The 21,770-nt window shown below is 61.8% G+C and carries 22 protein-coding genes; 8 read left to right on the top strand and 14 right to left on the bottom strand.

Annotation, left to right across the window (positions count from 1 at the left end; genetic code table 11):
* Position 1: 1 nt before the first annotated feature.
* Entirely contained in the window at positions 2-1,156 is a 1,155-nt protein-coding gene (locus CSQ93_RS21515; protein WP_099379788.1) for a hypothetical protein, read from the bottom strand.
* 206 nt (positions 1,157-1,362) lie between these two features.
* Between CSQ93_RS21515 and CSQ93_RS21510 the strand changes: the two genes are divergently transcribed.
* From CSQ93_RS21510 to yacG, 6 genes are all read left to right on the top strand, one after another.
* Positions 1,363-2,835, top strand: coding sequence for a DHA2 family efflux MFS transporter permease subunit (locus CSQ93_RS21510; protein ID WP_233516285.1), 1,473 nt, complete (start codon positions 1,363-1,365; stop codon positions 2,833-2,835).
* 73 nt (positions 2,836-2,908) lie between these two features.
* Positions 2,909-4,105, top strand: coding sequence for a type II secretion system F family protein (locus tag CSQ93_RS21505; RefSeq protein WP_099379787.1), 1,197 nt, complete (start codon positions 2,909-2,911; stop codon positions 4,103-4,105).
* 106 nt (positions 4,106-4,211) lie between these two features.
* The gene (locus CSQ93_RS21500) at positions 4,212-5,081 is read left to right on the top strand and encodes a prepilin peptidase (RefSeq protein WP_099379786.1); all 870 of its coding nucleotides are present in this window, start codon (positions 4,212-4,214) and stop codon (positions 5,079-5,081) included.
* 31 nt (positions 5,082-5,112) lie between these two features.
* Entirely contained in the window at positions 5,113-5,760 is a 648-nt protein-coding gene (gene coaE / locus CSQ93_RS21495; protein ID WP_099379785.1) for a dephospho-CoA kinase, read from the top strand.
* A gap of 62 nt (positions 5,761-5,822) precedes the next feature.
* On the top strand, positions 5,823-6,578 hold the full coding sequence (gene zapD / locus CSQ93_RS21490) for a cell division protein ZapD (protein ID WP_034748811.1): 756 nt from the start codon (positions 5,823-5,825) through the stop codon (positions 6,576-6,578).
* A gap of 18 nt (positions 6,579-6,596) precedes the next feature.
* On the top strand, positions 6,597-6,788 hold the full coding sequence (yacG, locus tag CSQ93_RS21485; RefSeq protein WP_034748814.1) for a DNA gyrase inhibitor YacG: 192 nt from the start codon (positions 6,597-6,599) through the stop codon (positions 6,786-6,788).
* 13 nt (positions 6,789-6,801) lie between these two features.
* On the opposite strand, the gene CSQ93_RS21480 is transcribed toward yacG, so the two are convergent.
* The 6 genes from CSQ93_RS21480 to secA all read right to left on the bottom strand — a co-directional run bounded on the left by CSQ93_RS21480 (position 6,802) and on the right by secA (position 13,010).
* Complete coding sequence (locus CSQ93_RS21480) at positions 6,802-7,218, bottom strand: VapC toxin family PIN domain ribonuclease (protein WP_099379784.1); 417 nt, start codon at positions 7,216-7,218, stop codon at positions 6,802-6,804.
* Positions 7,219-7,221: 3 nt separating this feature from the next.
* Positions 7,222-7,431, bottom strand: coding sequence for a FitA-like ribbon-helix-helix domain-containing protein (locus CSQ93_RS21475; RefSeq protein WP_070219361.1), 210 nt, complete (start codon positions 7,429-7,431; stop codon positions 7,222-7,224).
* Positions 7,432-7,551: 120 nt separating this feature from the next.
* Positions 7,552-7,974 carry an NUDIX domain-containing protein gene (locus CSQ93_RS21470; RefSeq protein WP_099379783.1) on the bottom strand — a complete coding sequence of 141 codons (423 nt, stop codon included), beginning with the start codon at positions 7,972-7,974 and terminating at the stop codon, positions 7,552-7,554.
* Positions 7,971-8,852 carry an ATP-binding protein gene (locus CSQ93_RS21465; protein WP_099379782.1) on the bottom strand — a complete coding sequence of 294 codons (882 nt, stop codon included), beginning with the start codon at positions 8,850-8,852 and terminating at the stop codon, positions 7,971-7,973. The genes CSQ93_RS21470 and CSQ93_RS21465 overlap by 4 nt, the downstream gene beginning before the upstream one ends.
* The gene (gene argJ / locus CSQ93_RS21460; protein WP_099379781.1) at positions 8,849-10,087 is read right to left on the bottom strand and encodes a bifunctional glutamate N-acetyltransferase/amino-acid acetyltransferase ArgJ; all 1,239 of its coding nucleotides are present in this window, start codon (positions 10,085-10,087) and stop codon (positions 8,849-8,851) included. Before argJ ends, CSQ93_RS21465 begins: the two co-directional genes overlap by 4 nt.
* A 154-nt stretch (positions 10,088-10,241) precedes the next feature.
* Complete coding sequence (gene secA / locus CSQ93_RS21455; RefSeq protein WP_099379780.1) at positions 10,242-13,010, bottom strand: preprotein translocase subunit SecA; 2,769 nt, start codon at positions 13,008-13,010, stop codon at positions 10,242-10,244.
* Between the two features lie 279 nt (positions 13,011-13,289).
* Here secA and CSQ93_RS21450 point away from each other — a divergent pair, with 279 nt between their 5' ends.
* A complete protein-coding gene (locus tag CSQ93_RS21450; protein WP_099379779.1) occupies positions 13,290-13,802 on the top strand; it encodes a DciA family protein in 513 nt (170 codons plus the stop codon).
* A gap of 127 nt (positions 13,803-13,929) precedes the next feature.
* On the opposite strand, the gene lpxC is transcribed toward CSQ93_RS21450, so the two are convergent.
* The 3 genes from lpxC to CSQ93_RS21435 all read right to left on the bottom strand — a co-directional run bounded on the left by lpxC (position 13,930) and on the right by CSQ93_RS21435 (position 16,719).
* The gene (gene lpxC, locus CSQ93_RS21445) at positions 13,930-14,865 is read right to left on the bottom strand and encodes a UDP-3-O-acyl-N-acetylglucosamine deacetylase (protein WP_099379778.1); all 936 of its coding nucleotides are present in this window, start codon (positions 14,863-14,865) and stop codon (positions 13,930-13,932) included.
* A 75-nt stretch (positions 14,866-14,940) separates the two neighbouring features.
* Entirely contained in the window at positions 14,941-15,783 is an 843-nt protein-coding gene (locus CSQ93_RS21440; RefSeq protein ID WP_099379809.1) for a DMT family transporter, read from the bottom strand.
* Between the two features lie 165 nt (positions 15,784-15,948).
* Positions 15,949-16,719 carry a helix-turn-helix transcriptional regulator gene (locus tag CSQ93_RS21435; RefSeq protein WP_099379777.1) on the bottom strand — a complete coding sequence of 257 codons (771 nt, stop codon included), beginning with the start codon at positions 16,717-16,719 and terminating at the stop codon, positions 15,949-15,951.
* Positions 16,720-16,823: 104 nt separating this feature from the next.
* Between CSQ93_RS21435 and CSQ93_RS21430 the strand changes: the two genes are divergently transcribed.
* Entirely contained in the window at positions 16,824-17,591 is a 768-nt protein-coding gene (locus CSQ93_RS21430; protein ID WP_099379776.1) for a class I SAM-dependent methyltransferase, read from the top strand.
* A gap of 45 nt (positions 17,592-17,636) precedes the next feature.
* Here CSQ93_RS21430 and CSQ93_RS21425 read toward each other — a convergent pair whose 3' ends face one another.
* The 4 genes from CSQ93_RS21425 to CSQ93_RS21410 all read right to left on the bottom strand — a co-directional run bounded on the left by CSQ93_RS21425 (position 17,637) and on the right by CSQ93_RS21410 (position 21,769).
* Positions 17,637-18,143 (bottom strand): peroxiredoxin, encoded by a 507-nt coding sequence (locus CSQ93_RS21425; protein ID WP_099379775.1) that lies wholly within the window; start codon positions 18,141-18,143, stop codon positions 17,637-17,639.
* Positions 18,144-18,326: 183 nt separating this feature from the next.
* Positions 18,327-19,535, bottom strand: coding sequence for a cell division protein FtsZ (ftsZ, locus tag CSQ93_RS21420; RefSeq protein WP_034784974.1), 1,209 nt, complete (start codon positions 19,533-19,535; stop codon positions 18,327-18,329).
* 154 nt (positions 19,536-19,689) lie between these two features.
* A complete protein-coding gene (ftsA, locus tag CSQ93_RS21415) occupies positions 19,690-20,922 on the bottom strand; it encodes a cell division protein FtsA (protein ID WP_010394955.1) in 1,233 nt (410 codons plus the stop codon).
* 34 nt (positions 20,923-20,956) lie between these two features.
* Positions 20,957-21,769 (bottom strand): cell division protein FtsQ/DivIB, encoded by an 813-nt coding sequence (locus tag CSQ93_RS21410; RefSeq protein WP_034784973.1) that lies wholly within the window; start codon positions 21,767-21,769, stop codon positions 20,957-20,959.
* Position 21,770: the final 1 nt, after the last annotated feature.

The following is a 21,770-nucleotide window of genomic DNA, read 5'->3' as shown; positions in this document are numbered from 1 at the left end:
ACTAATTTTTCAAGCACATGCCCATGTACGAGCGGTCGGTCGAAAACTCAACCGCCATGCTCGACGACACAGGCATGAACATCGAATAATCTGCCGGCACGTCGGCCGGATCCTTGAACACGGCGATGCCATCGAAATCGACGGCCAGCGCGCCCAGGCCCAGCTTGTTGGTGGTGATGGTTTCGGCGTGCGTCTTGCCAGCGGTGTTGTTGGTGATGGTGGCGGTGCTGCCGGCAACGACGATGTTCGCGCTGATGCCCGACGCCGCACAAGCGTAACTGCCGGCGATTTCGGTGCCGATCTTTTGCTGTTTGGCCGCCACGATGGTGCCCACGCGCAGCACGTTCTGCTGGTTGCGGCTGTAGCGGTCGATAAACAGCGCCAGCCCCCGGTCACCCGCGTGCACGTGCACGATGCCGAAGTCCTGGTCACCCTGGCGGGCGAAGAGCAAGCCGTTCTTTGCATCCTTGACCAGGGTCAGGCTGGCGTTTTCCGCTTCCAGCTGCGGCGATACCGCAGAACACACGCCTTGCGCATTGAACACGCCGCCATTGCACAGTTGCGCGCTGCCATCGGCCGCCACCTTGAGACTGCCTTTCGGATTGAAACGGTCGCCTCCGTTCGAGGCATTACGCATGGCGCCCAGGAAGATATAACTGCCGGCCAGCTTGGCCACGTCGCTCACCGCATAGCCGGTGCCGCTGACGGTCGAGACCATATTACCCAATTTGATATTGCCCGACAGAAGACGCGTGCGCGCATCGACGGTGACGCTGAAATCCGTTGCCGTGTAGGTGGTGAGATTGCCAACGGTGGTGGCGCTGAACGTACCGCTGCGGTCGCTCAAGCCGAACTGCGTCGACAGCACGCGGATGGCGTAGGTTTTCTTGACGTTGTCGAAGGTGATGCGCCAGGTGTCGCCGATATCGGCGGCCACGTCATACACGCTTTCATCGGCGCTGGCGCCCGCAATGACGCTCAAGCCAGCCTCCTTGGCCACGGCGGCTGACGCCACGGCCACGCTGTCGACGGGTGTAACAGGAGGCGTGACCACGACGGGCGGGGTGATGGGCACCTCAGGCTTGCCGCCATCGCTGCTGCCACCACATGCGGACAGGGCCGCGCCCAGGACAAGGAACGTAAATGCATTTTTCATGTGGTGTGACTTTCGAGGAAAAGAGGCCGGAGCTGCAGGAAAACACATGTTAGCCTTGCCGGCAATCTATTGCCATGGAACAAATGTTCCATGGACTAAGCCCCCGGCACGCTGCCAAAATGAATGGCGTGGGCGGCACGCCTGCGCCATTTATGTGACAATTCGTCGTACTGTCGGCTCCGTTTTTTCTCCTCAGGCTCGCATCCATGACCAGTTCCCCGATCAAAAGCTACCTTCCCTGGGTGGTCGCCACCGCCCTGTTCATGGAGCAACTCGACTCCACCATCGTCAACACCGCCATCCCCGCCATGGCCGCCAGCCTGAACGTGACGCCACTGAGCCTGAAGGCCGTCGTCACCAGCTACATCCTGAGCCTGGCCGTGTGCATTCCCATCAGCGGCTGGATGGCCGACCGCTTCGGCACGCGGCGCGTGTTTTCCGCCGCCGTCGCCATCTTTACCCTCGCCTCCATCCTGTGCGGCCTGTCCGTGAATGCGCCCATGCTGGTGGCTGCGCGCCTGCTGCAAGGGGTGGGCGCGGCCATGATGATGCCGGTGGGCAGGCTCACCATCATCCGCACCTTTCCCAAGTCGCAATTGCTGGCGGCCATGAATTTCGTCATCATCCCCGCCCTGATCGGCCCCCTGCTGGGACCCACGGTGGGCGGGCTGATCGTGCACTGGCTGTCGTGGCGCGAGATTTTCTTCGTCAACGTACCTGTCGGCCTGGTGGCGCTGTACCTGGCGCACCGCTACATGCCCGATTACTATGGCGACAAGCCCCGTCCGCTGGACCTGATCGGCCTGGTGCTGTTCGGCACGGGCATCGCGCTGCTGTCGTGGCTGCTCGAAATTTTCGGCGAACACCGCATCGACGGCACCTCGTTTGCCGTGCTGCTGTTCATCTCCATCAGCCTGCTGGCCGCGTATGTCTGGCATTCGAGCGAAGTGCTGCATCCGCTGCTGCGCCTGACCCTGTTCAAGATCCGCACCTTCCGCGTCTCCGTCGTGGGCGGCTTCGTCACGCGCCTGGGCGTGGGCGGCCTGCCCTTCCTGCTGCCGCTGCTGTACCAGCTGGGCCTGGGCTTGCCCGCCTGGCAATCGGGCTTGCTGATGATGCCGTCGGCCGCGGCCGCCATGGGCATGAAATTCATTTCCGCGCGCGTGCTGGCACGCTTCGGCTATCGCCAGGTACTGATCGTCAACACCGTGCTGATCGGCGTCACCATCGCCATGTTTTCGCAGGTGGGCGTGGGGACGCCCCTGTACGTGATCGTCGCCATCAGCCTGTGCATGGGCTTTTTCAATTCGCTGCAGTTTTCCAGCATGAACACCATCGCGTATGCCGACGTCGACAAGAGCGATTCGAGCATGGCCAGCACCATCGCCAGCTCGATGCAGCAACTGTCGATGAGCTTTGGCCTCGCCTTCGGTTCGCTGATCACGGGCTGGTACCTGGGCGACATGCCGCAGTCGGACCGTGCCATGCTCAGCACGGCCCTGCACCACGCCTTTCTGACCCTGGCCGCGCTGACGGTGCTGTCCTCGCTGACCTTCTGGACCTTGCGCCGCGACGATGGCGAAAGCATCAGCAAGGGCACGGACAGCGACGAGGATGATGCGGCCGACGTGAAGGCCCAGGCCGTTGTGCAGACGGAAGTACAAACCACAAAAGGCTGAGCCACATCAAGCTTGCCGCCAGCGCCGCTGGTGCTTTTGCCCCACGCTGCTAACGTGACGGCAGGAGGTGCACATGGCGGCCGAGCGGCGCTTTGCGTGGAAGGGCACAGACCGCCATGGCAAGGCGGTCGATGGCGTCTTGCGCGCCGCCGACGCCAGCGCCGCCAAGGCCGCGCTACGACGCGAAGGCATCCTGGCTACACGTGTGCAGGCAGCGCGCAGCGCGCCCGGCAAGGCCATCACGCGCAAGGATATCGCCCTGTTCACGCGCCAGTTGTCGACCATGATGGCGGCCGGGGTGCCGCTGCTGCACGCCTTCGACATCGCCGGCAAGGGCCACGCCAAACCCGCCGTCACCGAGCTGATGCGCGACTTGCGCCACGATATCGAAGCGGGCAGCAGCCTGCAGCAGGCGTTCCGCCAGTTCCCCCTGCTGTTTGACGAACTGTATTGCAATCTGCTGGCGGCAGGCGAACAGGCAGGCATCGTGCAGGACTTGCTGGCGCGCCTGGCCACGCACCAGGAAAAAGCCATCACCCTGCGGCGACAAGTGCGCGGCGCGCTGATGTATCCGCTGGCCATCGTACTCGTCGCCATCGTTGTCACGGCCATCATCATGAGCGTGGTCGTGCCCGCTTTCCGCCAGGTCTTCGACAGCTTTGGCGCACCGTTGCCGCTGCCCACCCTGGTCGTCATGGGCGTGTCCGCCTTTGTTGTCCGCTACTGGCTGGCCTTGCTGGCGGCGCTGCTGCTCGCTTGCCTGCTGCTGCACCTGGCCTGGCGCCGCTATCCCACGTGGCGGCGCAACACGCAACTACGGGCGCTGCGCCTGCCCGTCTTCGGCCCCCTCTTGCGCAAGGCGGCAATCGCCCGCTGGACGCGCACCCTGGCGGCCATGTTCGCCGCCGGCGTGCCACTGCTCGACTCTCTCGGCCTGGTGGGCGCCGCCTCCGGCCACGCGCTGTACCAGGAAGCGACGACACGCATCGAAAGCGAAATCCGCGCCGGCGGCAGCCTGGCCCTGGCCATGGAACACAGCGACGTGTTTCCCCCGCTGCTGACGCAACTGACCCTGATCGGCGAGGAATCGGGCGCCCTCGACGCCATGCTGTCGCGCGCGGCCGACATCATCGAGGCCGACATCGACGCCACCGTGGCCACCCTTTCCACGCTGCTGGAACCGGCGCTGATGGTGGTGCTGGGCGTGCTCGTCGGTTCCCTCGTGATCGCCCTGTATTTGCCGCTTTTTAAGTTGGGCGCCGTGATTTGAAGACATGTCGACGCAAAACGTCCCCATGCGCCGGCGGATGTTTTACACTGCTGCAGTGCCAGGCAATGTTTGCGCGGCAACATTCATCCCCTCAGACAAGTTCACCATGCTGCAAGATACCCTGCTGTTCGCCGCACCCGGCAACCTGCCCGTCGCCCTCGTCGCCGCCCTGTTCGGCCTGATCGTCGGCAGCTTCCTGAACGTGGTGATCCACCGCGTGCCCAAAATGATGGAGCGCGACTCCGATAATTACGTGGCGGAAGAAAGCGGCCTGCCCCTGCCGCACACGGACCGCTACAACCTGATGCTGCCGCACTCGAACTGCACCGCCTGCGGCCACCGCATCACGGCCATGGAAAACATCCCCGTCATCAGCTACCTGCTGCTGCGCGGCAAGTGCAGCGCCTGCAAGGCGCCCATCTCCGTGCGCTATCCGCTGGTGGAATTGCTGACGGGCGCGCTGTCTGCCCTCTTGATCTGGCACTTCGGCAGCGGCTGGACGGGCCTGGCGACGCTGGTGTTTGCCTGGCTGCTGATCGCCATGACCTTCATCGACGCCGATACGCAAATGCTGCCGGACGACCTCACCTTCCCCCTGCTGTGGGCGGGCCTGCTGGTCAATATCAACGGCACCTTCGTGCCCCTGCAGGACGCCGTCATCGGTGCGGCCGCCGGCTACCTGGCCCTGTGGGCCGTGTACTGGGCCTTCAAGCTGGCGACAGGCAAGGAGGGAATGGGCTATGGTGACTTCAAATTGCTGTCGGCGCTCGGTGCGTGGCTGGGCTGGACCATGCTGCCGACGATCATCCTGTTGTCGTCGCTGGTGGGCGCCGTGGTCGGCATCGGCCTGATCGTGTTTGCCAAGCGCGGGCGCGACAAGCCGATTCCGTTCGGCCCCTACCTGGCGGCGGCTGGCCTGATCGCGCTGCTATACGGCACGCCCCTGTCGCGCCTCACACTGGGCCTGACCAGCTGACCCGCGCAGCAGCGCCCCTATGGATAAACACATGCAACTACACAACGTCCCTTATTTCAGCGTGGGTCTCACCGGCGGCATCGGCTGCGGCAAGAGCACGGTGGCCGACCTGTTCGCCGCGCGCGGCGCCTCCATCGTCGACACCGACCAGATCGCGCACAACCTGACGGCACCGAATGGCGCGGCCATGCCGGCCCTGGTGGCGGAATTCGGCGCCGACTACGCCGATGCGCGCGGCGCCCTCGACCGCACAAAAATGCGCAACCTCGTGTTTGCCGACGCCGCCGCCAAGGCCAGACTGGAAGCCATCCTGCACCCGCGCATCCGCCAGGCCACCCTGGCGGCGGCCGAAGCAGCAACGGGCAGCTACGTGATCTTTGCCGTGCCCCTGCTCGTCGAGTCCGGTGGATGGGTGGAGCGGGTCAACCGGGTGCTGGTCATCGATTGCCTGGAAAGCCTGCAAGTATCACGCGTGATGGCGCGCAATGGCTTATCGGAAGAACAAGTCAAAGCCATCATGGCCACACAGGCCACGCGCGCCATGCGCCTGGCGGCGGCGGACGATGTGATCGACAATAATGGCGATTTGGCCGCTCTGGCGCCGCAGATTGCCCAGTTGCACGATTTATATCTGGCATTTTCAAAAAGAATGGCCAGAATCGGGTCGCAACGTTTGTAATTTGTCGACGCTTGGTTCAAAATCACGGGATTGTTTGCAGGTCCTTACTTAAGGGAATTATTTTGATTGTCTACGAATACCCTTTCAACGAACGCATACGTACCTTGTTGCGGCTGGAAGACCTGTACGACAAATTCAAGTTCTTCATCCAGCAAGAGCATGCAATGCAGCACCATGTTGCCTTGGCAACTATTTTCGATATGCTCGAAGTGGCCGGCCGCGCCGACCTGAAGTCCGACCTGCTGCAGGAACTCGAGCGTCAGCGCCAGAGCCTGCTCGGCTACCGCAGCAATCCGAACGTGGAACCGGAAACCCTCGACGCCATCCTCGGCGAACTCGACAGCGTCAGCGGCGCCCTGGTGGCGGCGCAAGGCAAGACGGGACAGAATATCCGCGACAATGAATGGCTGATGAGCATCCGCGGCCGCACCATCATTCCGGGCGGCGCCTGCGAATTCGACTTGCCGTCATACTTCGCCTGGCAAAAACGCAGCTCGGAACAGCGTCTGACCGATATCCACGCCTGGTTCGCCCCGCTGGCACCGCTGTTCGACGCGCTGGCCCTCGTATTGCGCCTGCTGCGCGATTCCGGCGGACCCGTTAAACTGATCGCCAATGGCGGCAGCTACCAGCAAATGCTGCAAGGCAAGGTGTACCAGATGCTGCGCCTGAGCCTGGATGAAAACAGCGGCGCCATCCCGGAAATTTCCGCCAACAAATACATGCTGTGGGTACGCTTCACCACCCAGGGCGGCGACTTGAAACCCAAGCCGCTGGAAGAGGATGTTCCGTTCGAGCTCACGCTCTGTAATTTTTAATTGTTACTTATTTACCCCATCATGACCGTCGTTAACTGCCCTACCTGTGCCGCCAAAGTCGAATGGACTGAAGCCAACAAATTCCGCCCCTTCTGCTCGGAGCGCTGCAAGCAGATCGACCTGGGTGCCTGGGCCGAAGAGAAATACACGATCCCCGCGGCCGACCCGTTCGAAGATCCCCTGGCAGACGAAGACAACAAGCCGCAGTAAGCCGCAATTAGCTTCAATTAAACGGATTTTCCAGGCGCAGCCCCTGCGCCGCGAAACTGTCAAGCCTGCCACTGACCACCGTCAAGCCATAGGCGATGCCCATCGCCGCGATCTGTCCATCGATGCCATGCGCATGGCCGCGACCATGCAGGCGGGCGCACACGAGCGCGCAATCGAGGTCGAATTCCAGCAAGCGGGGCGCATACTCTGCCAGCACGGCTTCCAGCCAGCCTTCCAGCGCCAGTGCTTCCAGCGCCGCTTCGCGCCGCCAGCTGCGCTGTATACCTGCGCGCAATTGCGCGATCACCTGCACCGGCACATAGCGCATCTCTGGCGTCACCCGCTCGAAGAAGGTAGCCACGCCTGCTGGCGCGGCGCCGCCCTTGCGCGCCGCAACGATCACATCCGTGTCGACCAGATAGGCGGGCATGGCTCAAGGGCGGCGTTCGAAATCCGCATCCAGCCCCACGTCGGGCATGCCGCGCAGAATATCGTCGAGCGGGCGCTTCGGCAGCGGCCGCAAGGCGCTGCGCAAGATGTCGCGGTGCTCGTCCTCGATGCTGCGCCCATGCGCGCGGGCACGCTTGTGCAAGGCGGCGATCAGCAATTCATCGGTATCGGTAAAGGTCAGTGTCAGCGGCATGCGAGACTCCCCAATGCGTGATGAAAGCACTGTAGCGCAAAGCGCCGACTATACAAGGAAAGTCACAGGAAAGCTTGCGCCAGCACGCAGCGTGATGCTGCCCGCTGGCACAAGTAAAGATTATGCAGGCGCCAGGGATTCCCGACGTACCTCATCTAACCATTCCAGCAGGGGAATGGTGGCCGGCAGCAAGGGTTCCACGCCGACCGTGCCTTGCCAGGCGAACGCCTGCCCTTCCAGGCTTTGCGGCTCGCCCCGCCATTCGCGGCTGATATAGAAATGCAGGCGCACATGAGCGTGCGGATACACATATTCGACGCCGCACCAGGGTTCGGCACTGTCGATATATAGCCCCAGCTCTTCGACAAACTCGCGCTTCAAGGCGTCAAGAATGGCTTCGCCGGCTTCGACTTTACCGCCAGGAAATTCCCAATAGCCGTCATACGGCTTGCCGGCCGGGCGCTGGCCCAGCAGCACGTCGCCATTCGGCTTCATCAGGATGCCGACGGCGACATCCACCGGTGTAATTTTCACTTCGCTCATTGCGGCAACTTTCCCGCAGGAAGTTTCCCCGCATAGTCGCGCGCGAATTGCCACGCCACCCGGCCCGAACGGGAACCGCGCTGCAAGGCCCAGCGCAGGGCGTCGCCGCGTGCTGCCGCAATCTGTTCCGGCGTGCAGCCAAACGAGGCCAGCCAGTGCGCCGCGATATCGAGGTAATCGTCCTGCTTGAACGGGTAGAACGACAGCCACAGGCCGAAGCGTTCGGACAGCGAGATTTTCTCTTCCACCGTCTCGCCCGGATGCAGATCGCCATCGTCGTCCGTCTTGTAGCTGGTGTTATCCGACATGCGTTCCGGCATCAGGTGACGGCGGTTCGAGGTGGCGTAGATCAGCACATTGTCCGATTGCGCGGCGATGCTGCCGTCGAGCGCCACTTTCAGCGCCTTGTAGCCGCTCTCGCCCTCTTCGAACGACAGGTCGTCGCAAAAGATGATGAAACGCTCGGGGCGCGCCGCCACCAGGTCGACGATGTCGGGCAAGTCGGCCAGATCGGCCTTGTCGACTTCGATCAGGCGCAAGCCCTGGTCGGCGAACTGGTTCAGACAAGCCTTGATCAAGGAGGACTTGCCCGTGCCGCGCGCACCCGTCAGCAGCACATTGTTGGCGGGGCGGCTGGCAACGAACTGGCACGTGTTCTGCTCGATCTGCGCCTTTTGCGTGCCGATATTGTGCAAGTCATCCAGAGCAATGGACGAGACATGCGCCACGGCCTGCAAATAAGGCAGCGCGCCCTGGCGCCGGCGCCAGCGGAAGGCAAAGCTGTTCCAGTCGGTAGCCGGCAAGGCCGGCGGCAAGATCGACTCGAGCCGCGCCAGCACCCGCTCGGCGCGGATCAGGAATTGATCGAGACTGGTCATGAGCGGTAGTCGGCGTTGATCGACACGTAGTCATGCGACAGGTCGCACGTCCACAAGGTGGCCGTGGCATCGCCGCGCGCCAGCTTGACGCGGATGGTGATTTCGCTTTGCTGCATCACGCGCTGGCCATCCTGTTCCTGGTAGTCCGGGTTGCGGCCGCCATTCTGGGCCACCCACACGTCGTCCAGATACAGGTTCAATTGGCCCACGTCGAGGTCGTCCACACCGGCGTAGCCGATGGCGGCCAGGATGCGGCCCAGGTTCGGGTCGGAGGCGAAGAAGGCCGTTTTCACCAGCGGCGAATGGGCGATGGAATAGGCGATCTTGCGGCACTCTTCCACGTTGCGGCCGTCTTCCACGGTCACCGTCATGAACTTGGTCGCGCCTTCGCCGTCACGCACGATGGCTTGTGCCAGGAAGGTCGACAGTTCGGTGACGGCGGCCGACAGTTCCGCATAGTGCGGCGAGTCGATGGAATCGATCACCAGGCTGCCGGCGCCTGTTGCCACCAGCATGAACGAGTCATTGGTGGACGTGTCGCCGTCGATGGTGATGCAGTTGAACGATTTGTCGGCTGCCTGCTTCACCAGCTGGTCGAGCACCGGTTGCGCCACGGTGGCGTCAAACGCGAGGAAGCCCAGCATGGTGGCCATGTTCGGCTTGATCATGCCGGCGCCCTTGCTGATGCCTGTCAGGGTGACCGCGTGGCCACCGATGGTGACCGTGCGCGAGCCGGCTTTCGGCTGCGTGTCGGTGGTCATGATGGCTTCGGCGGCCGAGAACCAGTTGTCCGACGTCAGCGCTGCTACCGCTTGCGGCAAGCCGGCGACCAGGCGCTGCACAGGCAGCGGTTCGAGGATCACGCCGGTGGAAAACGGCAGGATTTGCTGCGGCGTGCAGCCCAGCAGCTCGGCCAGCGCGGCGCAGCTGGCCTGCGCGTCGGCCAGGCCCGATTCGCCCGTGCCCGCATTCGCGTTGCCCGTATTGACCAGCAGCGCGCAGATCGGCGCGGCGCCGGCCGTCACGGCCGCCAGGTTGGCTTTCGAAATTTGCACGGGCGCGGCGCAGAAGCGGTTCAAGGTGAACACGCCGGCCACGGTGGCCGTCGGCGCCAGTTTCAATACCAGCAAATCCTTGCGGTTGGGTTTCTTGATGCCTGCTTCGGCAACACCGATTTCAATGCCGGCGACGGCTTTCAAGTCGGCGGCGACGGGCTTGGGAGAATTGACGGCCATGGTGATTTCTTCTGCGAGGGAAAAGGGAAGCGCTATTGTAGCGCCTTCGCGGCGCCGGTGAACATGCGTGCCGGTAGATGCGCGCGCGCAAATTGAAAAGGCATAAAAAAACGGAGACCGCGGTCTCCGTTTTTTGTCAGGCAGTCAAACCGCCTTATGCCAGCTTGCCGTGGCAGGCCTTGTACTTTTTGCCGCTGCCGCAAGGGCATGGGTCGTTACGACCGACCTTGACACCCATGCTCACGCTCATGTCGTCGACGTTGTCCATGTTGCCGCCGGCAGTAGGCGCCAGCAGCTCTTCCGGCGCCGCGTTCGGGTCGAATTCGGCGTGCTGGTAGTGCACGTTTTCCACGTGCGACTGCTGCATCGCCTGTTCGGCCGCATCGACTTCTTCACGCGACTGGATGCGTACCGTCATCACGTGTTTCGTGACGTCGTTCTTGATCATGTCGAGCATCTGGCCAAACAGTTCAAACGCTTCGCGCTTGTATTCCTGTTTCGGGTTCTTCTGCGCATAACCGCGCAGGTGAATACCCTGGCGCAGGTGATCGAGCGCCGCCAGGTGTTCGCGCCAGTGGCTGTCCACGCTTTGCAGCATGACATTGCGTTCGAAGCCGCCAAACGATTCCTTGCCGACGATATCGATCTTCGACTGGTACACGGCATCGGCCGCGACCAGCACTTTTTCCAGGATCTCGTCGTCCGTCAGGGTCGCATCGGCTTCCAGCATTTGCTGCAGCGGCAAGTCGAGCTGCCATTCGCTGGCCAGGGTGTTTTCCAGACCCTTGATATCCCACTGCTCTTCCACCGATTCATGCGGCACATACTCGTGCACCAGGTCGGTGAACACGCCATGGCGCAGCGAGCCGATCATGTCGGAAATATCGGTCGTTTCCAGCAGCTCGTTACGCTGCTGGTAGATGACTTTACGCTGGTCGTTGGCGACGTCATCGTATTCCAGCAATTGCTTGCGGATGTCGAAGTTGCGCGCTTCGACCTTGCGCTGGGCCGATTCGATCGAACGCGAGACGATGCCTGCCTCGATCGGTTCGCCTTCCGGCATTTTCAGGCGGTCCATCACGGCGCGCACGCGGTCGCCGGCGAAGATGCGCAGCAGCGCGTCGTCGAGCGACAAGTAGAAGCGCGACGAACCCGGATCGCCCTGGCGGCCGGCACGGCCACGCAATTGATTATCAACGCGGCGCGATTCATGGCGTTCGGTGCCGATAATGTGCAAACCGCCCGCATTGACCACATGGTCGTGCAAGGATTGCCATTCATCGCGCAAGGTCTGCGACTGGGCTGCCTTGTCGGCGTCGCTCAGTTCAGCATTGGCTTCGATGAACTTGATCTGGTTTTCGACGTTACCGCCCAGCACAATGTCCGTACCGCGGCCAGCCATGTTGGTGGCGATGGTGATGGCTTTCGGACGACCTGCCTGGGCGATGATTTCCGCTTCGCGGGCATGCTGCTTCGCGTTCAGCACGTTGTGCGGCAAATCGGCCTTGGTCAGGATGCCCGACAGCAGTTCCGAGTTCTCGATCGAGGTCGTACCGACCAGCACGGGCTGGCCGCGCTCGTAGCAGTCGCGGATGTCGTTCAACATCGCGTTGTATTTTTCCGCCGACGATTTGTAGACCTGATCCTGGCGATCCTTGCGCTGCAGCGGACGGTTTTGCGGGATCACGACCGTTTCCAGGCCGTAGATTTCCTGGAATTCGTACGCTTCGGTATCGGCCGTACCGGTCATGCCGGCCAGCTTGGCGTACATGCGGAAGTAGTTCTGGAAGGTGATCGAGGCCAGGGTCTGGTTCTCGTTCTGGATCTTGACGCCTTCTTTCGCTTCGACGGCCTGGTGCAAACCATCGGACCAGCGGCGGCCCGTCATCAGACGGCCCGTGAATTCATCGACGATCACCACTTCATTGTTCTGCACCACATAGTGCTGATCCTTGAAGTACAGCGCATGCGCGCGCAGGGCCGCATACAGGTGGTGCACGAGAGTGATGTTGGCCGAATCGTACAGCGATGCGCCTTCCGGCAGCAGGCCCATCTCCATCAGGATGCCTTCTGCCTTTTCGTGGCCGGCTTCCGTCAGCAGCACCTGGTGCGCCTTTTCATCCTTGGTGTAGTCGCCCGGCACGTCAACCTTGCCCTTGCCATCCGGCGTTTCTTCACCGATCTGCAAAGTCAACAACGCAGGCACTTCATTGATCTTGTGATACAGGTCCGTATGGTTCTCGGCCTGGCCCGAAATGATCAACGGCGTACGCGCTTCATCGATCAGAATCGAGTCGACTTCATCGACGATGCCGAAGTTCAGGCTGCGCTGCACGCGCTCGCGCGCTTCGTAGACCATGTTATCGCGCAAGAAATCGAAACCGAATTCATTGTTCGTGCCATACGTGATGTCGGAGTTGTACGCCTGCTGCTTGGCGCTGTGCTCCATCTGCGACATGTTCACGCCCGTCGACAGTCCCAGCCAGGCATACAGGCGGCCCATGGTCTCGGCATCGCGCTGCGCCAGGTAATCATTGACGGTGACGATATGCACGCCCTTGCCCGACAGAGCATTCAGGTAGGCTGGCAAGGTTGCCATCAGGGTCTTGCCCTCGCCCGTGCCCATCTCCGCGATCTTACCGAAATGCAAGACCATGCCGCCGATCATCTGCACATCGAAATGGCGCATGCGCAGGACGCGCTTGCTGGCCTCGCGGCAGACGGCAAAGGCTTCCGGCAACAAGGCATCGAGCGATTCGCCAGCGGCGATGCGTTCCTTGAAGGCAGGCGTCTTCGCTTGCAGCTCGGCATCCGACAGCTTTTCGATGGCCGGCTCGAGCGCATTGATCTCGCGTACCGTTTTTTGGTATTGCTTGAGCAGCCGCTGGTTGCGGCTACCGAAAATCTGGGTCAGTAATGACATGCTTGAATTCTTGAAAAAACGCCGTTAAAAAAAGCTCGGTAGGGAACAACGAGGTAGGTATCGCGTCACCGCACGGAGTTCGACTATGGCAAAAGACGATGATTTTATCATGCGTTCCCGACATGGTTGGGGTAATGCGCCATATAACAATAGCTTAATGACAAACAAATGGCAGAAATTGCGGACATTTTCCATACTGTAAGGCAATACGGCCCGCCCGCCTGCGCCACACCCACCGCCGCACTCGTCATGCGCGGGCGAGTGTGCTATGTTTCGGCCATGCGATCTCCCATTTATTCTCCGGCACCGCGCCGCGGCTACGGCTTTGCCCGTTCAGGCCCGGCCGTCACGGGCGCAACCGATTTTCTGCGCGGCAACGCGACGATGGCCTCCCTGATGCCCACCGTCACGCGCTTGGCCGCCCTGCAAAAAGATTGCGCCAAGGCCCTGCCGGCCATGTTCGAGCATTGCGACATCCTGCAATTCGAGGGCGGCCAACTGGTGCTGGCCACGCCGAACGCGGCGCTGGCGGCCAAGCTCAAGCAGCAATTGCCGAAGTTACAAGGGGAACTGGAAAGAAAGGGCTGGCAGATTTCAGGCATCAAGCTGAAAGTGCAAGTCATCAAGAGCATCGCGCCCATCGTGCATACGCGGGCGCTGGTCTTGCCGGAAAAAGCCATGTCAGCCCTGGAAGAGCTGAGCACGGCCCTGCCGGCGTCGAAGCAGAACGAACAATTGATCGCGGCGCTGCGCAACATGGTCCGCCACCACCGCGAACCTGGGAACACCTGAGAAAAAGTCCATGGCGGCGTTGCATTGCCTGGCCGTACTATTCGTACTGCCTGCGGCAATGCGCCTTGCCCTGAACATTTTTCAGGTGCTCCCTAGCCCTAAAATTATTTAAAAACAGCAACGGTCGTCAAGTCAAGGACCACTCGCGCTCCATCTGGCGCAAGTAGGATTGCGGCGCCGCCTCGTTCGTGGCGAACGACACGATTTCATAGGATTCCGGCTGTTCCAGCAGCGCCAGCAGCAGCTGGTTGTTCAGCGCGTGGCCGGACTTGTGCGCCGTGTAATAGGCCAGCAAAGGGTGGCCCACCAGGTACAGGTCGCCGATGGCGTCGAGTATCTTGTGGCGCACGAACTCGTCTTCATAGCGCAAGCCATCGGCGTTGAGGATGCGGTATTCGTCCATGACGATGGCGTTTTCCAGCGAACCGCCACGCGCCAGGCCCATGCCGCGCAGGCTTTCCACGTCCTGCATGAAGCCGAAGGTGCGTGCGCGCGCCACATCGTGCACGTACGACACGTCGCCGAAATCGACGGAAGCGCGCTGCATCGTGCCATCGACGGCAGGATGGTTGAACTCGATGAAGAAATCAAGCTTGAAGCCATCGTACGGCGACAGGCGCGCCCATTTTTCCGCGTCGCCCTTGCCGTGACGCACCTCCACAGGCTTGATGACCTTGATGAATTTCTTCGCCGCCTGCTGCTCTTCCACGCCAGCCTGCTGCAGCAGGTAGACGAAGGACGAGGCGGAACCATCCATGATGGGAATTTCTTCCGCATTCACGTCGATATACATATTGTCCACGCCGAGGCCAGCCGCGGCCGACATCAGATGTTCCACGGTGGAAACCCTGGCGCCGTCCTTGATCAGCACGGAAGCCATGCGCGTGTCGCCCACGGCCATGGCGCTGGCGGGGAACTCGACGATGGGATCGAGGTCGATGCGGCGAAACACGATGCCCGTGTCGATCGCGGCGGGACGCAGGATCAGCTCGACCTTGGTGCCGGAGTGCAAACCGACACCGATGGTGCGGACCTGTTGTTTGATGGTGCGTTGTTTTAACATCTGTCGATTATATCTATTTGCCGGATTTTCGTTGCGGCGCGGCATGGCTGACGCCAGAAATACCACAACCGCTCATTAAGGATGTTCGCTTTCCGCATGCACGGCTTCACGGCGCACGAGGTAAATGCCGCTGCCGATGATGATGGCCGCGCCAATCAGGGTGTATTCGTCGGGCAAGGCGCGCCACAGCATCCAGTCCAGGGCCATGCCCCAGGCCAAGGCCGAGTACTCGAACGGTGCCACGCTGGACGCCTTGCCATGGCGAAATGCCTCCGTGATGGCCAACTGGCCCAGGAAGCCACTCAGTGACAAGCCCGCCAGCAGCCACCAGTCTTCGCGGCGGATGCTCACCCACTCGTGCGCCGAGAGGGCCACGCCGCCAAGGGCCATCATCACCATCAGCCAGAAGACCATGCTTTCGCTGGCATCCGTGCGGCTCAAAATGCGGCCCGTGACGGCGGAAATGGCATAACAGGCGGCCGAACCCAGCACGGCCAGGCCGGCCAGCGAAAAGAATCCCGAACCGTCGGGGCGCAGCGCCACCACCACGCCCAGCAAGCCCACGGCGATGGCGCACCAGCGCGCCAAGTCGACTCTTTCCTTCAGGATAAAAACCGACAGGACCGTAATCAGCAAGGGCGCGACGAAGAACAGCGAATATGCCTCGGCCAGCGACATGCGCTTCAAGCCATACGCAAACAGGGTAATCATCATCACGCCCAGGGCGCCGCGCAGCACGTGCAGCGGCCAGCGCACCTTCAGCAGGTTCTTGAAAGCGCCGCGATACAGCAGGTACAGGCACACGAGCGGCAAGGACGACAAGGCACGCAATGCCGTCACCTGCATGGCGGGGTAGTGGGCGGACAGCAGCTTCATGGCCGTGTCCATCAGGGAAAACATGGCGACGGCGACCAGCATCACATAGATGCTGCGCAGGTTGGGATTGCGGGGTAACAGGACAGACTCCTGGCGAAAGAGCGGGACCGTCATCATGGCGACGGCCGGAGCCAGGACAGCATGGCAAGGCCACACCATCAAGCCGATTATAACAAGCGCAGCCGTTTTACATTTTCAAAGGAGCAACTACACAGGCAACAGCATCACCAGTTTCAAGTCATGCTGGCGCGCCAGGTGCAAGGTCACCTGGTTGAATGCCAGCAAGCCCTGCTGCGCATGCCGGAACTGGCGCAAACCGCCATCGCGGCCCTGCACCTGCTGCGCGCCCCACCATTGGCGAAATTCAAGGCTGGCATCGGCCAGTTCGGCGATCAGGCCGGCCAGCGGCGCGTGGTCCGCCTGCCGGCCGATATCGGCGCGGAACTCCGCCACCAGGCGCCGCGCCCGTTCGGGCCAGCCGATGACCAGGTCACGTGCGCCCGCGTCCAGGAACATGAAGCGCAACTGGTTCGGCGCAGCCGCGTCACTGCACAGCCAGCCTGTAAACAAGGTGGACGCCGCCCCGTTCCACGCCACGGCACTCCATTCCCGGTCGAGGATGTACGCAGGCGCGTCGATGGCGGCGACGATGGCGGCCAGCTCGGCGCTAGCAGGCCCACTACCCTCGCCTGTGCCATGGCTGGGGTCATGCTTGTCGGCCACTTCGAACAGATAGGCACGCTCGGCTGCGCTCAGCTGCAGCACCTGCGCCAGGCGCGCCAGCATCTTGGCCGACGCCGACACGGGCCGCCCCTGCTCCAGCCACGTCAGCCAGGTGGGACTGACGTCGCACAGTTGCGCCAGCTCTTCGCGCCGCAAGCCCGGCGTGCGCCGCCGCCCGCCGCCGGGCAGACCAGCCATGGCGGGAGTGACGGCTTCGCGCCGGGCGCGGATGAATTCAGCGAGCTTGTTCGACATGAGATGCCTGCATGGTAGTAGATATACCAGTATAAGTTATGGTCTTGTTACAGGATAATTTTATCCCTATTCTGCAGGAACTCACCCATCAACAGGAGAAAACCATGCAACAGCACGATGTCGTTACCGAACAGTTTGGCAAGACGGCGAATGCCTACCTGAGCAGCGCAGTCCACGCGCAAGGCGCCGACCTGGTGCTGATGCAGGAATGCGCGCGCCGCCATGGCAAGCCGGTGGTACTGGACCTGGGCTGCGGCGCCGGCCACGCCAGCTTCGCCGTCGCCCCCGTGGCAGCATCCGTCGTCGCCTACGACCTGGCGCAACCCATGCTCGACGTCGTCGACCACGCGAAGGTGCAGCGCGGCTTGCACAACATCAGCACGCAGCAGGGCGACGTGGCCCGCCTGCCATTTGCCGACGCCAGCTTCGACATGGTTGTCACGCGCTTTTCCGCGCACCACTGGAACGACGTGGCGGGAGCGCTGGCCGAAGCGTGGCGCGTGCTGCGTCCGAACGGCACCTTATTGGTGGTCGACATCGTCGCGCCGAAAACGGCCCTGTACGACAGCACCTTGCAGGCGGTGGAAATGCTGCGCGACGCGTCCCACGTGCGCGACTACCGCACCTGCGAATGGGGCGCCAAATTCAATAATTCGGGATTCACGCACAGCTTGCGCAGCGTGTGGAAACTGACGATGCAGTTCGACGAGTGGGTGGCGCGCATGCGCACGCCGAACGAGCGCGTGGCGGCCATCCGCAACCTGTTCGATGGCGCACCCGAGGAAGCGCGCCAGTATTTTGCGTTGCAGGACGATTATTCGTTCAGCATCGATGCGGCCATGTTCGAGGCGACGAAACCGCAGGTGCAATAAAAAAAACGGCGCCGATGGCGCCGTTTTCATGCAAGCAAAAAGCTCTTAAGCCAGCTGGCCCAGCAAGGTTTCCGCATTCGACACTTCAAACTTGCCGCCTTGCTCGATGTTCAATTGCGTCACGACGCCATTGTCGACCAGCAGCGAGTAACGCTGCGAGCGCGTACCCATGCCGTGCTTGGAAAAATCGGCGTCCAGGCCCAGTGCCTTGCTGTAGGCGGCATTACCGTCAGCCATCATGCGCACGATGCCGGTGGCTTTCTGATCGCGGCCCCAGGCGCCCATCACGAACGCGTCGTTGACGGAGATGCACCAGATTTCATCGACGCCTTTGGCTTTCAGGTCGGCAGCGTGCTGCACGTAGCCTGGCACGTGCTGTGCGGAGCAGGTCGGGGTGTAGGCGCCTGGCAGGCCGAAGATGGCGATCTTCTTGCCCTTGACCAGATCTTGCACGTTGAACGTGTTCGGGCCCAGTGCGCAACCTTCGGTTTCGCTTTCGATGAATTCGGCCAGGGTGCCTTCTGGCAGGGTGTCGCCGATCTTGATGGTCATGTTGACTCCTTGTGTACTGTCGGTTGAGGATGCTGCCGGCATGATGCCGACACTGCGCGATAGTATGCCTGACTTGCCGTATTTGTGCAGAAAATGGCCGGAAAGGCAAAGTCAAAAGTCAAAAGCCGGCAAAAAAAACGGCGACCCTCAGGCCGCCGTCATCTTTACTGACATCGGATCACCTTAGTCGGCTTGCTTGCGCAGGAAGGCTGGAATGTCGTACGTCTCCATGCCATTCTTTTCCATCGCGCGCACTTGCTCGGAAGCCGATTCGCGGCGCCATACTGCCGGCGCCTTCATGCCGTCGAAACCGGCTGCCGGCGTGGCCACGCCAACCGTCGTCGTCGCCGCCTGCGCGCTACCCATGGCAGCCGATGGGGTCAACGGGCTGTTGTGGGTACCGGTGCGCAGCACTTGCTGCGGTACCAGCTGGATGTTTTTCTTCGCACGGCCCAAGCCCGTCGCCACCACGGTCACGCGGATGTCGTCGCCCATGGCGTCGTCGTAGGCGATACCTTGCGCGATCGACGCGTCCGGCGCGGCAAACGCGCGCACGGCAGCCATGACTTCCTTGATCTCTTTACCTTTCAAGCCACGGCTGGCCGTGACGTTGACCAGCACGCCGCGCGCGCCGGACAGATCGATACCGTCCAGCAGCGGCGAAGCGACAGCCTGTTCGGCGGCGATGCGCGCGCGGTCGACGCCGGACGCCGTCGCCGTGCCCATCATGGCCTTGCCCTGCTCGCCCATGATGGTTTTCACGTCGTTGAAGTCGACGTTGATATGGCCAGGCACGTTGATGATCTCGGCAATGCCGGCCACCGCGTTGTTGAGCACATCATCGGCGTGCTGCATCCATTCCAGCATGCTTTCGTCTTCGTAGATCTCTTCCAGTTTTTCATTGAGGATGATGATCAGCGAATCGACGTGCAGGGACAGCTGCTCCAGGCCTTCGTCGGCGATGTCCATGCACTTCTGGCCTTCGTACGAGAACGGTTTCGATACCACGGCCACCGTCAGCGCGCCCAGTTCCTTGGCCACTTCGGCCACGATGGGAGCGGCGCCCGTGCCCGTGCCGCCGCCCATGCCGGCGGCGATGAAGACCATGTGCGCGCCGCGCAGCGAATCGGCGATGCGTGCGCGCGATTCTTCGGCCAGCTGGCGGCCGACGGCAGGCTTCATGCCGGCGCCCAGACCGGTATCGCCGATCTGGATGATGTTGTGGGCCTTCGATGTCGACAGGGCCTGTGCGTCGGTGTTGGCGGCAATGAACTCCACACCCGACATGCCTTTGTTGATCATGTGTTGGACTGCATTGCCACCCGCACCGCCGACGCCGACGACCTTGATGACGGTACCTAAAGCTGTGTTATCGACCATATCGAACTCCATGATGTGCTCCTATCAGATGCGGTTTCCAAGCGCCAGGCCTCATATTGGTAGGAGAACTGGAGATTGAAAACTGCGGTTAAATATAAAATAAAGTTATGTGTGTGTACCTGCGATGCTGCCAAAAAACCTGTACTGCCGGGCGCAAATCATGCCCTTAAAAATTCCCTAAAAACCATTCCTTCATGCGCTGCCAGACTGCCTTCACCGAGCCGTCCTGACGCGTCACGATGTGGCCGCGCAGGTATTGCTTCTTCGCTTCCAGCAGCAGGCCCAATACCGTGGCATAGCGCGGACTGCGCACCACGTCGGCCAGCTGGCCCCGATACTCGGGCGTGCCAAGGCGCGCCGGTTTCAGGAAAATGTCTTCCGCCATTTCCACCATGCCGGGCATGATGGAGGTGCCGCCCGTGAGCACGATGCCCGACGACAGCACGCCTTCGTAGCCGGATTCGCGCACCACCTGGTGCACCATGGCGAACAGCTCCTCGACGCGCGGCTCGATCACTGCCGCCAGCGCCTGGCGCGACAGGTTGCGCGGGCCGCGGTCGCCCAGGCCGGGCACTTCCAGCGATTCGCCGGGATCGGCCAGGACCTGCTTGGCCACGCCATAGCGGATCTTGATTTCTTCCGCTTCCGCGGTCGGGGTGCGCAAGGCCATGGCGATGTCGTTGGTGATCTGGTCGCCGGCGATGGGGATGACTGCCGTATGGCGGATCGCGCCATCGGAGAATACCGCCACATCGGTCGTGCCGCCGCCGATGTCGATCAGTACCACGCCCAGTTCCTTCTCGTCGGGCGTGAGCACCGCATCGGCGGACGCCATCGGCTGCAGGATCAGGTCCGACACTTCCAGGCCGCAGCGGCGCACGCACTTGACGATGTTCTGCACCGCCGACACGGCGCCGGTGACGATATGCACCTTCACCTCCAGGCGGATGCCGCTCATGCCGATAGGCTCGCGCACATCTTCCTGGCTGTCGACGATGAACTCTTGCGGCACCGTGTGCAGCAATTGCTGATCGGTCGGAATGTTAACCGCTTTTGCCGTCTCGATGACGCGCGCCACGTCGGTCGCCGTCACTTCCTTGTCCTTGATGGCTACCATGCCGCTGGAATTGAAGCTGCGGATATGGCTGCCCGCAATGCCCGCGTACACATTGCGGATCTTGCAATCAGCCATCAGCTCGGCCTCTTCCAGCGCGCGCTGGATGGACTCCACCGTGGCCTCGATATTGACCACCACGCCTTTTTTCAGGCCCTTCGATTCGTGCTGGCCCAGCCCGATCACTTCGTGGCGCCCGTCGGACATCACTTCGGCTACCACCGCCACCACTTTCGAGGTGCCGATGTCGAGGCCGACGATCAGGTTTTTCGCGTCTTTTGTCATTTCTGTCGCCTAATGTATGGGCTAAATTATTAAGTTAAGTCGGTTTTTTAATCGGACTGCTGTTTTTCTTCTTCATGACTGGCTTTCCATCCTTGCCTTCGGCCGGTATCACCAGGCCGGCGGAACTGAGCGCCAGGCCATTCTGGTAACGCATATCGATCGTGTCGATATTTTCCAGCCGGCTCGCCAGCTGCGGGTAAATGCCCACCAGCCGGTCGACCCGCGCCTTCAGGGTCGTATGATTCTGCTCGCGTCCCAGCGCCACGCTCATGCCGTTATCCAGCTTTACGGTCCACGCATAGCGGCTCGACAGCGACAGGGTTTCCGGCACCATCTTCAGCGGCGCAAACCACTTTGCCAGCTGCACGTAGGTAGCCAGTACTTCCTTTTCGCTGCCATCGGGGCCGGCAAACGCAGGCAATTCATGGTCGTCTTCGGCTTCGGCCACATTCGCCGTAAACACGTCGCCCTTGACCGATAACAGGCGTCCATCCTCGCCCCAGGTGCCCAGCGCCTCGTGCTCTTCCAGCGCCACGATCAGCTGGTTCGGCCACTCGCGCCGCACGCTGGCGCGGCGCACCCACGGCACCGATTCAAACACGCCGCGCACGCTTTCCAGGTTGGTCGTGAAGAAATTGCCCTTGATGCGGCCCAGGGTGCCGCTACGCAGGGTCAGGTAATTCACGTGGCGCAGGCCCTTGTCGTCCGCGCTTTCCACCTTGATCGTGCGCAGGTCGAACATGGGACGCTGCGACACCCACCAGACGCCGGCGGCCACGCACACGACCAGAACCGCGGCCAGCAAGCCGTTGGCAGTCGTATTGAGGCTTTTAGCGTCATGCCACATA

Source organism: Janthinobacterium sp. BJB426 (genome assembly GCF_002735705.1).
Classification (GTDB): domain Bacteria; phylum Pseudomonadota; class Gammaproteobacteria; order Burkholderiales; family Burkholderiaceae_D; genus Janthinobacterium.
The sequence above is the reverse complement of the archived record's forward strand: the minus strand, read 5'-3'. Positions and strand labels throughout refer to the sequence as shown.